This is a genomic window from Aurantiacibacter marinus, assembly GCF_001021555.1.
Lineage (GTDB): Bacteria > Pseudomonadota > Alphaproteobacteria > Sphingomonadales > Sphingomonadaceae > Alteraurantiacibacter > Alteraurantiacibacter marinus.
The window spans coordinates 399,864-413,119 of sequence record NZ_LDCP01000002.1; the positions used below are offsets into that span (position 1 = coordinate 399,864).

At 56.8% G+C, this 13,256-nt stretch carries 9 protein-coding genes; 5 read left to right on the forward strand and 4 right to left on the reverse strand.

Annotated features, from left to right (window positions below):
- The first annotated feature begins 18 nt into the window (after positions 1-18).
- From AB731_RS08310 to AB731_RS08320, 3 genes are read left to right on the forward strand one after another with little or no spacing between them, the layout of a single operon-like run.
- Positions 19-756: a 2OG-Fe(II) oxygenase gene (locus AB731_RS08310; protein WP_047093507.1), complete on the forward strand. Its 738-nt coding sequence runs from the start codon at positions 19-21 to the stop codon at positions 754-756.
- A complete protein-coding gene (locus tag AB731_RS08315; protein ID WP_047093506.1) occupies positions 753-2,450 on the forward strand; it encodes a putative 2OG-Fe(II) oxygenase in 1,698 nt (565 codons plus the stop codon). Before AB731_RS08310 ends, AB731_RS08315 begins: the two co-directional genes overlap by 4 nt.
- Positions 2,447-3,391 (forward strand): class I SAM-dependent methyltransferase, encoded by a 945-nt coding sequence (locus tag AB731_RS08320; RefSeq protein ID WP_047093505.1) that lies wholly within the window; start codon positions 2,447-2,449, stop codon positions 3,389-3,391. The genes AB731_RS08315 and AB731_RS08320 overlap by 4 nt, the downstream gene beginning before the upstream one ends.
- Positions 3,392-3,556: 165 nt before the next feature.
- On the opposite strand, the gene AB731_RS08325 is transcribed toward AB731_RS08320, so the two are convergent.
- Positions 3,557-6,469 carry a TonB-dependent receptor domain-containing protein gene (locus AB731_RS08325; RefSeq protein WP_231638886.1) on the reverse strand — a complete coding sequence of 971 codons (2,913 nt, stop codon included), beginning with the start codon at positions 6,467-6,469 and terminating at the stop codon, positions 3,557-3,559.
- Positions 6,470-7,069: 600 nt separating this feature from the next.
- Between AB731_RS08325 and AB731_RS08330 the strand changes: the two genes are divergently transcribed.
- Positions 7,070-7,258 (forward strand): Flp family type IVb pilin, encoded by a 189-nt coding sequence (locus AB731_RS08330; protein ID WP_047093503.1) that lies wholly within the window; start codon positions 7,070-7,072, stop codon positions 7,256-7,258.
- Positions 7,259-7,342: 84 nt separating this feature from the next.
- A complete protein-coding gene (locus AB731_RS08335) occupies positions 7,343-8,182 on the forward strand; it encodes a hypothetical protein (protein WP_052768981.1) in 840 nt (279 codons plus the stop codon).
- A 428-nt stretch (positions 8,183-8,610) separates the two neighbouring features.
- On the opposite strand, the gene AB731_RS08340 is transcribed toward AB731_RS08335, so the two are convergent.
- The 3 genes from AB731_RS08340 to lepA all read right to left on the reverse strand — a co-directional run bounded on the left by AB731_RS08340 (position 8,611) and on the right by lepA (position 13,111).
- Positions 8,611-9,393 carry a restriction endonuclease subunit S domain-containing protein gene (locus tag AB731_RS08340; protein ID WP_047093501.1) on the reverse strand — a complete coding sequence of 261 codons (783 nt, stop codon included), beginning with the start codon at positions 9,391-9,393 and terminating at the stop codon, positions 8,611-8,613.
- Positions 9,393-11,225: an N-6 DNA methylase gene (locus AB731_RS08345; RefSeq protein ID WP_047093500.1), complete on the reverse strand. Its 1,833-nt coding sequence runs from the start codon at positions 11,223-11,225 to the stop codon at positions 9,393-9,395. The genes AB731_RS08340 and AB731_RS08345 overlap by 1 nt, the downstream gene beginning before the upstream one ends.
- Before the next feature lie 68 nt (positions 11,226-11,293).
- On the reverse strand, positions 11,294-13,111 hold the full coding sequence (gene lepA, locus AB731_RS08350; protein ID WP_047093499.1) for a translation elongation factor 4: 1,818 nt from the start codon (positions 13,109-13,111) through the stop codon (positions 11,294-11,296).
- Positions 13,112-13,256: the final 145 nt, after the last annotated feature.

Genomic DNA, 13,256 nt, shown 5'->3' on the forward strand with positions numbered 1-13,256 from the left:
TTTCGTATACGATGCGCCATGGCGAAATCGCTTTTCGAACTGAACCCCGATCTCGACCGAGCCGCACTGGCAACAGAGTTTGCAGGCGCGAACCGGTTGCAGATCAGGAACATCCTCACCGATGAAACCGCGCGCGAACTGCGCACGATCCTGCATGACCACACGGATTGGGGACTGGGACTTCAAGCCGGTACGCACGGCAAGCCGCAAGGTTTCAGAGCGCAGGATTTGCGCCAGAAAGACATCGCCATGCAGGCGATGGAATTGGCAAAGGAGACGGACAAGGCTGCGGCGGGGCGCGACTATGCTTACCGATCGCTACGCTATTCACTGGTCGAGGCATTGCAGGGCGGCTGGGATCCAGACGGTCCGCATGAAATCCTGCTTGAACATCTGAACGCGGAGCCCTTCCTCGGCCTCATGCGTGATATCACCGGCATTGCGGAACTGGCCAAGGCCGATGCCCATGCCAGTTGCTTTGGAGCACAGCATTTCCTCGGCCGCCACGTTGACAGTCATGTCGAGGAAGGCTGGCGGATCGCCTACGTCCTCAATCTGACCATCGATGACTGGTATCCGGACTGGGGCGGTTATCTGGTCTTCTTCGATGACGACGACAATATTGAAACCGGTTTCAAACCCCGGTTCAACACGCTGAACCTGTTTCGGGTACCGCAGGCACACGCCGTCACATACGTCCCGCCGTTCGCACCGAAGGGCCGCTATGCGATAAGCGGCTGGCTGCACGATAGATGATCGCCGGGAATCCGCGAGACTGCTTCATGCAGGCGCAAACTGCCGCTCAGGCGGGTAACACTGCCGAGGCATTGGCTATCCTTGAGCGGGGCATAGCGCAATTTCCACGCGAAGCGGCTCTACCGCATGCCGCTGGCAAGATATTGCTCGAAAAAGGTGATCCCTCTGCCGCTGCAGACTGGTTTGGGAAAGCCTACAAACTGGCTCCCGCCGCAAACAATTTCGCCATTGATCAGGCAATCGCCCTGGGTACCGCGGGCCGCCATGATGAGGCGCTGGCCGTATTGAATACCGTTGAAAAAACCTGCAAAAACAGTGCGGTGTATTGCTCGACCAGGGCATTCTCCGAACGCGCTACCAACAATCTTTCCGCCGCTGCGCAATGGTACGACCGGGCAACTGCGATCGAACCGCAGCGCCTGCGCGCAATGCAGGGACGCGCCACGGTTGCCCTGGAGCGGGGAGAAAACGATGCAGTCGAGCAGATGGACCGCGCGCTGCGGCTTAACCAGGGCGATCCGTTCATGTGGTACAGCAAGGCGCAGGCACTTGATGTGGCCGGGCGGTCCGATGAAGCACGCAAAATCATGGACTCACTTCTCGAAAAGCTGCCGCAGTGGACCGATGCGCTGCGATTCGTTGCTCAATTGAGGCTAGCGGCTGGCGACAAGAACTTTGCGTCCCACTATGGCGATGCGGCAAAGCGCGTTCCGCAAGATGCCAACATTCCGATCGAATGGGCAGCGCAGCTTTCCGGCCTGGACCTTGCAGCGGAAGCCGCAGAGGTCATTACCAATGCACGGCGAAGATTCCCGGATCACCACCGACTTGCGCTGCTTGAGGCGATTTATGCCGGCGATGCAGGTGATCTGGACATGGCCAGACGCCTGTTTGCCGATAACAAGGATGATACGCAGGAACGCTGGGTACATGAAGGCAGGCACGCCATCCGGGCATCCGAACCGGACCGCGCAGAATATGCGTTGGAACGGGCACTGCAGCATAACCCGTTAAGCATCGCGGCATGGGCATTCCGCGGGATCGTTTGGCGCCTGACCGAAGACCCGCGTGCCGCGTGGCTGCACGAACAGGCCGGGCTGGTGCAGCGGATAGAATTGCATGACGCCGATTCGGTTTTGCCGCCAGCTATCAATCTGCTCGGCACGCTCCATGATGGCAGTCCCTTTCCCCTTGGCCAATCGCTCAGGGGAGGAACACAAACCCGCGGCCAGCTGTTCGACCGTGCCGAGCCGGAATTTCAGGCCTTGCGGGCGGCGATATTATCGACCTTGCAAGAATATCGCGCGGGCCTTCCGTTGCGCGATGACGCCCATCCCCTGCTGCGCCACCGCGATACGGACTGGACTTTCGCGGGATCATGGTCAGTCCGGCTTGCGGGAGGCGGAGATTACCACACACCGCACATCCATCCGCAAGGGCTGCTGTCCTCTGCACTCTATGTCAACGTGCCACACAGGTCGAAAGATGATGATGAGCGAGCCGGCTGGCTCGAAGTTGGTCGTCCGCCGCCCGACCTCGGGCTTGATCTGGGGCCGCTGCACATTGTCGAACCCAAGGAGCAGCATCTAGCCCTGTTTCCCAGCACGCTGTTCCATGGAACCAGGCCTTTCTCGGAAGGGACGCGAATGACCGTTGCGTTCGACGTCGTGAACCGCAAGAACCGGACTGCATGACCGATACCAATGTCCATGATGCCTGGAATGCTTTCTGGGAACACCAATCGCGCGGCCCAGCTGCTGCTTCAGGCCAGAAGCCGGGGCGCGGTACAGGCTGCTTGCCTGACGGCTGGCAAGGTATCGAGGACACGCGTGGTGCGCGCTGGAAGAAATTTGCCGCCACGCTGCCGCGAAACGCGAAACTGCTCGATCTTGCTTCGGGTGACGGCATTGTCATGACGCAGGTGATGGCGGCGCGGCGCGACATCAAGCCCGTCGGTATCGACCTTGCTACCGCCCTGCCCCCGGCCCCGCGCGGCGCGAAATTGCGCGGCGGGGTGAGCATGGAAAATCTGCCGTTCGGCGATAATCAATTCGCGGTCGTCACCAGCCAGTTCGGCTTCGAGTATGGCCGTATAGATCGCATTGCGGCTGAAATTGCGCGCGTTCTGCGCCCGGCGGGCCAGCTCGCATTGATGACGCACCGGATCGACGGACCGATAGTTGCGCACAATCGCAAGCGCCGCGAACAACTCCGATGGGCTTTGGAAGAACAGCAACTTCTTGGAATCGCGAAAAGAAGTCTTGCTCTGCGCGGGGCCGGCATTGCCGCCATTCCAGTCCAGATCATCGAGGCACCCGAAAAGGGTGCGGCACTGCATGGGCCATCGTCGGCTGCATGGGAGATTGCCGAGGCGATCCGGCGCACACTCCATCTCGGTCGTCAGGACGCGGCACCCCGTGTTGCCAGCATTCTGGATGATATCGCCAATCAGGCCGAGAACGAGCTCGGCCGCATAGCCTCGCTAGAACTTGCCGCTGAAGCTGCCAGCGACCGTGAAACCGTCGTCGCCGTGCTGGCCGCTGCGGGGCTGGAACTTGAGCGGGAAGAACCGTTGCTCGACGGCAGAGCGCCCATGCCCTTTGCCGACTTCAGGGTCTATAAACGCACCGCTTAGGCGGCCATTCCCAATACAGTCCAATCGCTTGCGCTCGCGGATTTCGCGTGGGTGCTGCGCGCATGCCGTGCGAATCCGGCGCGGATTTATTTTCACAAAAAAGGGCGGGAGACCCGAAAGTCTCCCGCCCGTTTTTTGTTGAGCTTTCGCTCGGGCTGATGCCGCTTAGAAGCGAACCAGAACCGATGCGAAGAAGTCGCGACCAAGCACGTCGTAAGTCGACGGATAGGTGTTGGCCTGCTCCTGGTTGTCACCGAGCAACAGCGAGTTCGGACGACCCTGAACAACGCCATTGGCGTCGAACGTAGGCGTATCGGGCAGTGTGTCGAACAAGTTGTTCACACCAACCGAGAACGTCAGAGCTTCGTTGAAGTCGTACGAAAGCGTCAGATCGATGAGATCATATGCCTTGATACGCTCGATACCGTTGAACGCGGTGTAGTCCGTGTTGTCATCATCATCGTCCACGGCCGACAGGTGGCGCCAGCGTGTCGATACAGTCATCGGACCATCAACCCAGCTCAAGCGGTTCGTCCATTTGAACGAAGGCGTTGGGTTGTTACAGGTCGTACCAAAGCGTCCGGCACACTCGATCACGGTATCGAAACCGGCAACCGGGAAGGTGTCGTTGGTTTCGGTCCATGTACCCAGGAACGCGAAGCTAAGGTCCGAAGCACCGTTCGAAGTGAACAACGAGAACGGAACGTCCGTGCTGTAGTTCAACTGAAGATCGATGCCGGAAACCTGCAAGGCGGCCACGTTGGACGAAATGATCAGCGGCGGGTTAGCCGTGGTGATCGCGCCGTTTACGCGTGAACCATTGATTGCCTGACAGTAGATGCTCGAGAGGTCCTGCACCACATTGTAACACAGGTTCAGCGTGTTGTTCAGACCGCCACCGAAGTTCGCAATCGCGTTTTCGATTTCGATGTTGAAGTAGTCCACTGTCAACGACAGACCCGGAACCGAAGTCGGCTGAATTACAACGCCAACAGTCCAGGAGTCCGATGTTTCTTCGAACAAATTGCCGTTACCACCGAAGATCGCAGGAGTCTGAGCGTTTGGCTGCAGATCTGGATCGCCCGTGCTGCCAACCGGTACGCCGGTGCCTTCACAAAGCGCGATGATGGTAGCGTCATTGACATTGTTCGCATCAGCACACGGATCCGAAACAGTCGGGAAGCCGATTGCACGACCGCCAAACAGTTCACCCACGTTCGGAGCACGAACAGCGCGCTGATACTGCGCACGGAACTTGACGTCCGGGATCGGAGCGAATTCGATACCACCAGCATAGGTCCATACGCCGCCAATCGCTTCGAGCGAGTAGTCGGAGTAACGGCCTGCAAGATTGATATCGAGTGTCATGCCGGAATCGGTGTCGAGGATCGGAATGTCGAGCTCGCCGAAGAATTCCTTCACATCATACGAACCTTGCGTCGATTGACCGGCGTTGAAGCCGATCACGTCGCCGCTGGAAAGGGCCGTATCAGGAACGAACTGCGACGAAACCTTCCGGTATTCTGCACCAAGCGCGAAACCGATCGGAGCAGCGTTGCCAATAGCGGCATCGCCGAAAGTACCCGACAGGAAGCCGGTGGCCACGGACAGTTCCGAAATGTCGCTGTTCTGCGCCAGGATCGAAATCTGGTTGACCATCGTAGGTGTCAGGGTGTCCGCACCGAAGATGTTGATCGCCGGAGCACTTCCGTCAAGGCCAGCCTGGAAGGCGGACCTCGAGATGTTACCAGCCTGGATCTGCGAGTTCCGCGTACGTGCATACATGTAGTAGGCATCGTAGTTGATGTAATCGGTGATATCACCGCGGATACCGCCAACCACACGGAACGCATTACGCTCGTCAAGGCTGTTACGGGCACCGGTTTCGGTAACACGACGCTGTACGAAGAAGTTCACAACGCCCGGATCATCGGTAACCGGTGTGAACTGCACACCTGGTGTATCGGGATCCTGGTCAGCCATGGCCGCATTGAATGCAGCGTTCGCAACAGTTTCGTTGGCATCAATCGACTGCAACTGGGCAAAATCGCCAGCAATCAGGAATGGCTGCACAGCTGCGAGGTTTACGTTGAAGTTGCCTGTCACAGGAGTGGAGGCAAGCTCACCGGCAACACGGTTGTTCACGAAAGAAACTTCCGTGTACACTTCGTGTCCGTCGGCAATTTCATACTCGGCCATACCGCCAAGCAGGTAACGTTCCTGCGGAACCTGCAGGTAGTTTACCGGAGCATAGTTGTATGCATCGCCTGCACGGCGACGGAAGTCACCGGCAACGTCATCGAAGACAACGCCTGTGCCGAAGCCGACAGCGCCAGCATTACCGAATTCAGTGCCAGCAGGCAAAGTTGCCGTGCCCGATGCACCGCCGAGATAGCGAAGCACGCCGCTTGGCAATGTGGACGAACCACCCTGCTGAAGCGGAGGACCGAAGTTGGCAGGCAATTCGCTCAAAGCGAATTCGGAGAAGCCGCGCTCACCCTGGAAGAGCGATTCGCGGTTGAAATATTCAGCGTAAACAGTCGCACGACCGCGGCCATCGCCGAACTCGGTGCCGATTGCGCCGTGGACCTGATAACGGTCAGCGTCCCACTCGTCGGTGATCGAATACTGACCACCAAGCTCTACGCCATCAACGTGACGCAGGTTGAAGTTGACGACGCCTGCAAGAGCATCGGAACCGTAAACGGCCGAAGCACCACCGGTCACAACATCAACGGTTTCCAGCAGGAACTGCGGGATGGTGTTGAGATCGACCTGCTGGGCGGTATCATAGAACATCCAGCGACGGCCGTTGACCAGAACCATGGTGCGAGCAGCGCCGAGGCCGCGCAAATCCACAGTAGCCGTGCCGTTGCCGGGGTTGTTGGAGTTCGAAGTGAAGCCAGGAACAACCTGCGGAAGCGTGTTGATCACGTTTTCGATGTTGACCGTACCCGAGAGCGAGAACTCTTCGGAATCGACAACTGCGACAGGCGCAGCGGTATCGACATTCTGACGCGCGATGCGCGAACCGGTGACGACGATACGCTCACCTTCTGTCACGGCAGGATCTGCCATGGGGTCGTCTTGCGCCATTGCCGGCGTTGCAACCAGTGATGCAAAGATCACTGAGCTCGCGAGCAACGAAGCCTTTGTCTTGCGATTAAACATTCAAATACTCCTGGTAAGGGGGAGAAACTGCTGAAAAGAAGCACCGGGCCTGCGGAATTATGTCCGTCATGGTGATCCGGTAAACGATACCTCTTCTCTGACTGCGCTCCAAAACACGAACCTTGGGCCAGATACAACGCCTGTGTGGTCTGGTTTCACAGGAGACAAGATCGTGTGACATTTTTGAAACAATGCCCCGAAGCGCCTTTTTGGCGGGCAGCAGCGCTGTCCAATCCAGAGCATATTATTGTTAGTCCAGATACTTAAGAGCAGTTTTTGCACATCCGTCGGCACTGAATTCCGCGCTCAAAATCGGTCCGGGGCTGTCTGGCTGGCCCTTTTTGCAACAGCAGTCTGCATGTTGGAGCGCCGACGTTGCCAAGCCAAAATTGTGTCCGAAACAGGTCTTTTGGGGCCAGCAAGCACCCACAAGCGCGGCGTACACCTGATATTTACCCTGCTTGCCTATCCCGCAGTAACCATGATCTGGGATGCAGGAAAACGCACATGTCTGTTCGCCATTTTCGCCGCCTGATCGCTGATCAGACCGGTACAGCAGCCGTTGAGTACGGCATAATCGCGATGCTGATCGCGGTTGCGTTGGCGGGCACCATGCTGTCGCTCGGCAATGAGGTCGACACGCAGTATGATACGATCGCGACCGAATATGCGGACGCCAACAGCCCGCCCGGCTGACACCCAGCCTCCGCGAACAGCTTTCCTACAGCAACCGCACACCGGCACCGCGCAAGGCCCCCCAGCCCGCCGGAGCCATCCCTCGTGCCCAAAGCCAATCCCAAAGCCGCCACCCTCCCTGCCTTTACGCCGGTCCCGCGCAAATGCGCGCGCCATGACGGGTGGACGCCCGAACGCCAGCAATTGTTCATGGAGGCGCTGGCCGATTACGGTTCTGTGCGGGCGGCGGCGAACAGCGTGGGGATGACGCCGGAGGGCGCGTATCTCCTGCGCCGCCATCCAGAGGCGCACAGCTTCCGCAAGGCGTGGAAGGCCGCGCTCAGCCTTGGCGTGCAGCGGATCGAGGATGTGGCGATGGACCGCGCGCTGAACGGCGTGCAGGTGCCGGTGTACGCCTATGGCAAGATCATCGGCAGCCGCACCGTATATAATGACCGGCTGCTGATGTTCATGCTGCGCAACCGCGCGCCGAAGCGCTTTGCCTCTGACGGGGCGAAGGGCATGAACGCGCTCGACCGCCACCGCCTGGCGCAGATGAAAAAGGAATGGCGCAAGGAATGGGAGCGGGACGCCCTCGCCGCTACCAAGACCAAGCGCGGCTCCACCCTGGAATCGCTCACCACCAAGCTGGACCTGATGCGCAGCCGCGAGGAAGCGATGATGAGCCCCGAAACGCTCGCCCTGCGCGATGCCTTCGAGGAAAGCCGGAACCGCGACAGGGAAAGCGGCTACGCGTGGAAGAGCGAAGAGGACGCCGCGCGCAAAACCCGCTCCCCCGCCGAAGACGCCGAATGGGAAGAGCCGGACGATGAGCGGGACTTCGACCCCATCAAGGAATTGAACAAACGCCTCTCCGCCGAACGGCGGGTGGAGAAGGATGACGGCTGGGAACTGATCGACCCGGATGCGGACGAAAGCGCATGACTAAAACAAATGACAACGAACCGTCTGCCGCAGGCGGACGGCAAGGCCGACTGGCCGCCCGCAGCCGCCCCGAAGCGAAGCGGAGGGATTCAGACGAGGATAGCCTGAGCGAGCGGATGCGAGCGCCGGCGCCTGAGGCTAAACAAACAAAAACGCGACCGGGACAAATCCGCGTGCATCGCGGGTTTTTGCAGGCGGAGAGCTTGCAGGCGCTTTGGCCGGATGACGTGGTGCGGGTTCGGGAGGCTGGCGAACCGCGCCCAGCCAAGACGCCGCCTACCTGATCTCCTACCGCTTGCGGGAGGGGCAGCGAGACTTGCCGAACCGAAGGTGAGACTAGTCGCAGCGGGGTGGGCCTGACGGCCCAGCGCTAGCAAGCAGCCTGAAACCAGCCGATGGATATCCTTTACAACTTGCGGATCGCGCCATCAAAGGAAATGGGCTCTTGCATCAGTAATTTCCTCATAGAACTTGTCATGCTTGTCGCAAGCTGACCTCAGTTTTTCGGCAACAGACAGCATTATTTCACTGTCATCGCCAGGAATCCAAATACGCGCGATGTCTTGCGGATAAATCTCAACCTGACCACTTGAGCCATTTATGTATCGGTAAAGCTGGTCCCTCCCTTCGTCCGACATCAGATATGACGCACTATACCAAGAAAGAGTTGGATCTTTGAAGCGTATAATAGATACGTGGCCGTCGACCACAGCTGGAAATGACTGACCATACACCGCGACCCGACCTATAGTTCCATCACCGGTAGAATTTATCAATAAGTCGCCTTTCTGCACACTCGATCTGTCCTTTACCTTTGTAAAAAAAGCGCGACTGACCGAGCGAGCGAGGTCGAAATCAATAAAGCCATTTCGGATGCAGTTGGATTTCAGGGCACACACGTTTGCCTTTCCATCATCATCTCCATGGCGGGTCCCGTCGCGTTGCAGCATTCCCTCAAAAGACAAGCTTTCAAGATCGCAGTCGTCATCAGCATACTCCGGCTGACGACCACGAGAGATACTTCTGACCAAAAGGGTTTCATCGCCTAATTGGAAGGCATTCTTCTTACCTGCTGCATTCAAAACTGCATCGACATATTGATCCTGATGAAACTCCGGCTCCAAAATATGATTGTGCTGTTCTAGTCCCGTTGCCGCCTGAGGCAGGTCGAGCTTGGTTGCTTCGAATGGTCTGACAACTAATTGCGCCATTAGCTCCACTCCGAATTGGCTAAAATGAAATTTGCGATCTCGTCCAAGTCTGAGACCACCTCGCCGTCTTCATCACGAATAAGCTGCCCAGAGCGCGACTTACCCGGACGAGTGGTTTGACAGAAAACTATCTCAGGGTCGGCTTTGGCATCCTCAAGACTCTCAAGCGGCGACATTCGCTTTTGTAAAAACAGGACGCACGTCTTTGTATTTGTGAAAGGTTTGAACATTTCCCCACTGAGGCCAACCGATGCGATCACCCGAAAATCTCTAATTATGAACTTGCGTACATATTCATCTGTGTAATTTTTTAAGATACCGCGAGGCAGAACGATTGCCATTCGCCCCCCTGGCTTCAAAAACTCTGAGCATCTTTCTATAAATAGCCTGTCGCGAGAAACCTGCGAAAATCGCTTCTTCTTGCCACCTTGGATTTTAAATGCGACTTCATACTTGGATAGGGTCTCTTCAGACTTGATGGCGCCGCCAAAGGGTGGGTTTGTAGCTATTACATCGAACTGCTTAAGCTCTGCGGAATTGCCGGACCCCAAGGTGAATTTCGCTTTTGCACCTTTGTTCCAGTTGTTTTCGTTCAGGGCGTCAGCAACGGCGATGTTCGATCGTCCATCCCCCCAAATAAGCATGTAAGCCTTCGCAACTTTTGCCAAAGTACGGTCATAATCCATGCCGTAAACGTATGTTGAAGCGTAGTCCTTCTGGTTTTCAAGAATCTCCGACAAATCATCGCGATCATCAGCAATCTCTTTGAATACTTTATCCATTGCATAGATAAGAAAACCGCCACTACCGCATGCTGGATCAAATACAGACTCATCGTCTTTCGGATCAAGAACATCGATGCAAAGCTTCACGACGTGGCGAGGCGTGAAATATTGGCCCTTGTCGCCTTTCATGCCTGGATTGATCATCACCTCAAAAGCTGCGCCTAGCGCATCTGCATCTGAACGAAGCAGATAAGCCTTTTGGAGGGCCGATACGCAAAACGCGAGCGTCTCGTCGGTGAGCTCAATCTGATCAGAGTCATCAAAGACGCCAGCCCAATGCTTCTTCGCAGCGTCAAACAAAGCGACGATGCGATTTCGTGCACCATCGGCTGACTCAAATGCGCCAACCCTAAACTGACAGATCGATTGATCATTCTTTAGATTTCGTCGCTCATCGTATAACTTCGCGAAAACCAATTTGAATATCTCTGAAAACGGATCGGCACCCTCATGTGCCTTGATGTAATCTTCGCATTCTTTAAAAAGCGATATAAAATCTTTTACCGGATCGAGTTCCTTCCGAGTAATAGGTGAGTCAACGTCAGATAAATCTTCGTTCTTCCGCGGTATGTTTCGCAACTCACGCCACAAAGGCTGTTCTGACGCCCCTTTCGGTTCCACTCGCAAAAGGTACACATGCGGCGGAGCGCCATTGCTCCAAAGACCGATTCTGCAACCGGTGGCGTTCATGTAAACCTGCAGCTGGTCTACGCCGTCTTTTCTATTAGGCTTCTTGACCTCAATAAAAATTCGCGGCGTCTTTCGCTTGCTGTCCGAATAGACGACGATGTCCGCCGATTTTTTGGCTTCAGTCGATCCGACCTTGACCGAGACCTCTACGTCCAACTGTTCGAACGAGTATCCATATTCTGAGTGTAGACGGTAGAGCCACCATTGACGGACAAGCTCTTCCGGCTTCGAATCGATTTTGTATGCTCGTGTACGGATCGGGCAAAATACATAACGATCAGCAGATACTTGAAAGACAGTTAGCTCGTCCGGTGCTGTATTCGGTTTTTGGCTCGAAATGACTGTTTTGTATTTCATTCTGACCCTAGCTCATCTTATTTTTGTCGTTATTGAAAAATAGTATTTTGAGAATACGAAGGCTTCACTCACTCCTCCCCCATCTTCAGAGCAGCGATAAACGCCTCCTGCGGAATGCTCACGTTGCCATATTCGCGCATCCGGGCTTTGCCCTTTTTCTGCTTTTCCAGCAGCTTTTTCTTGCGCGAAATGTCGCCGCCGTAACATTTGGCGGTCACGTCCTTGCGCATCGCGGCGATGGTTTCGCGGGCGATGATCTTGCCGCCGATCGCGGCCTGGACGGGGATTTTGAACAGGTGGCGGGGGATCAGGTCTTTCAGGCGTTCGCACATGCCGCGGCCGCGCTCTTCCGCCACGGCGCGGTGGACGATCAGGGACAGGGCGTCCACGGGTTCTGCATTCACCAGAATGTTCATTTTCACCAGATCGCCTTCGCGGTTGCCGATCTGTTCGTAATCGAAACTGGCATAGCCCCGGCTGATCGACTTTAGCCGGTCATAGAAGTCAAACACCACTTCGTTGAGCGGCAGTTCATAGGTCACCTGCGCGCGCCCGCCGACATAGGTGAGGTTGGTCTGGATGCCGCGCCGGTCCTGGCACAGTTTCAGGATGGAGCCGAGGTATTCGTCCGGCGTGTAAATCACCGCCTTGATCCACGGTTCCTCGATCATCTCGATCCGGTTCACATCCGGCCAGTCGGCGGGATTGTGAATGTCGATGACCTTTGCGTCCTCATTCTTGGTATGGCCGAGGTGTATGCGGTAAACCACTGAAGGCGCAGTGGTAATCAGGTCCAGATCATATTCGCGGCTGAGCCGTTCCTGAATGATTTCCAGATGCAGCAGGCCAAGGAAACCGGCGCGGAAGCCGAAGCCCAGCGCGGCGCTGCTTTCCATCTCGTAACTGAAGCTGGCGTCGTTCAGGCGCAGCTTGCCGATGCTTTCGCGCAGCTTTTCAAAGTCCGCCGCGTCCACCGGGAACAGCCCGCAGAACACCACCGGCTGCACTTCCTTATACCCGGTCAGCGCCTTTTCCGCGCCGCCCTTTACCGTGGTGATCGTGTCACCCACGCGGGCCTGTTCGACTTCCTTGATCTGCGCGGTGATGAAGCCGATTTCGCCGGGGCCGATTTCAGGCAATTCCATGCGTTTCGGGCCGAAGCAGCCCACGCGGTCCACCAGATGCTGCGTCCCGCCTTGCATGAAGCGGATGTCGAGGCCCTTTTTCAGCACGCCGTCGATCACGCGCACAAGGATGACCACGCCGAGGTACGGATCGTACCAGCTATCGACCAGCATGGCCTTCAGCGGGCCATCGCGTTCACCCTTGGGCGGCGGGATCTTGGCGACGACGGCTTCCAGCACGTCCTCGATCCCGATGCCCGATTTGGCGGAGGTGAGGACAGCTTCGGATGCGTCGAGGCCGATGATGTCTTCGATCTCTGCCTTGACCTTTTCGGGCTCGGCAGCGGGCAGATCTATCTTGTTGATGACGCACACGATTTCGTGGTCATGCTCGATGGACTGGTAAACATTCGCAAGGGTTTGCGCCTCCACCCCCTGCGCCGCGTCCACCACCAGCAACGCGCCTTCGCATGCCGCAAGGGAGCGGGAGACTTCATAGGCGAAGTCGACATGGCCGGGGGTGTCCATGAGGTTCAGCTCATAGGTTTCGCCGTCCTTGGCGGTGTAATTGAGGCGCACGGTCTGCGCCTTGATGGTGATGCCGCGCTCCTTCTCAATGTCCATGTTATCAAGGACTTGCTCGGACATCTCGCGCAGGGTGAGGCCCCCGCACTGTTGGATAAGGCGGTCGGCCAGCGTGGACTTGCCGTGGTCAATATGAGCAATAATGCTGAAATTGCGGATTTTTGAAAGGTCTGTCATTTGATGCAGCCATTAGCCGCGCTTCCGGCAAATGTCAGCATGTCTTATGGGCTATAGCAACAGCGGTCCTGTTCGTGATAATCGCGCCCTTGCCAGATTACGGTCTAGCCAGCGCAGAGTATCAGAAGAACGCGCCGGGTTCACG

Coding starts and splice junctions, on each gene's coding strand:
- AB731_RS08310 (WP_047093507.1), top strand. CDS start 19: ATGGCGAAATCGCTTTTCGAACTGAACCCCGATCTCGACCGAGCCGCA.
- AB731_RS08315 (WP_047093506.1), top strand. CDS start 753: ATGATCGCCGGGAATCCGCGAGACTGCTTCATGCAGGCGCAAACTGCC.
- AB731_RS08320 (WP_047093505.1), top strand. CDS start 2,447: ATGACCGATACCAATGTCCATGATGCCTGGAATGCTTTCTGGGAACAC.
- AB731_RS08325 (WP_231638886.1), bottom strand. CDS start 6,469: ATGGCAGATCCTGCCGTGACAGAAGGTGAGCGTATCGTCGTCACCGGT.
- AB731_RS08330 (WP_047093503.1), top strand. CDS start 7,070: ATGTCTGTTCGCCATTTTCGCCGCCTGATCGCTGATCAGACCGGTACA.
- AB731_RS08340 (WP_047093501.1), bottom strand. CDS start 9,393: ATGGCGCAATTAGTTGTCAGACCATTCGAAGCAACCAAGCTCGACCTG.
- AB731_RS08345 (WP_047093500.1), bottom strand. CDS start 11,225: ATGAAATACAAAACAGTCATTTCGAGCCAAAAACCGAATACAGCACCG.
- lepA (WP_047093499.1), bottom strand. CDS start 13,111: ATGACAGACCTTTCAAAAATCCGCAATTTCAGCATTATTGCTCATATT.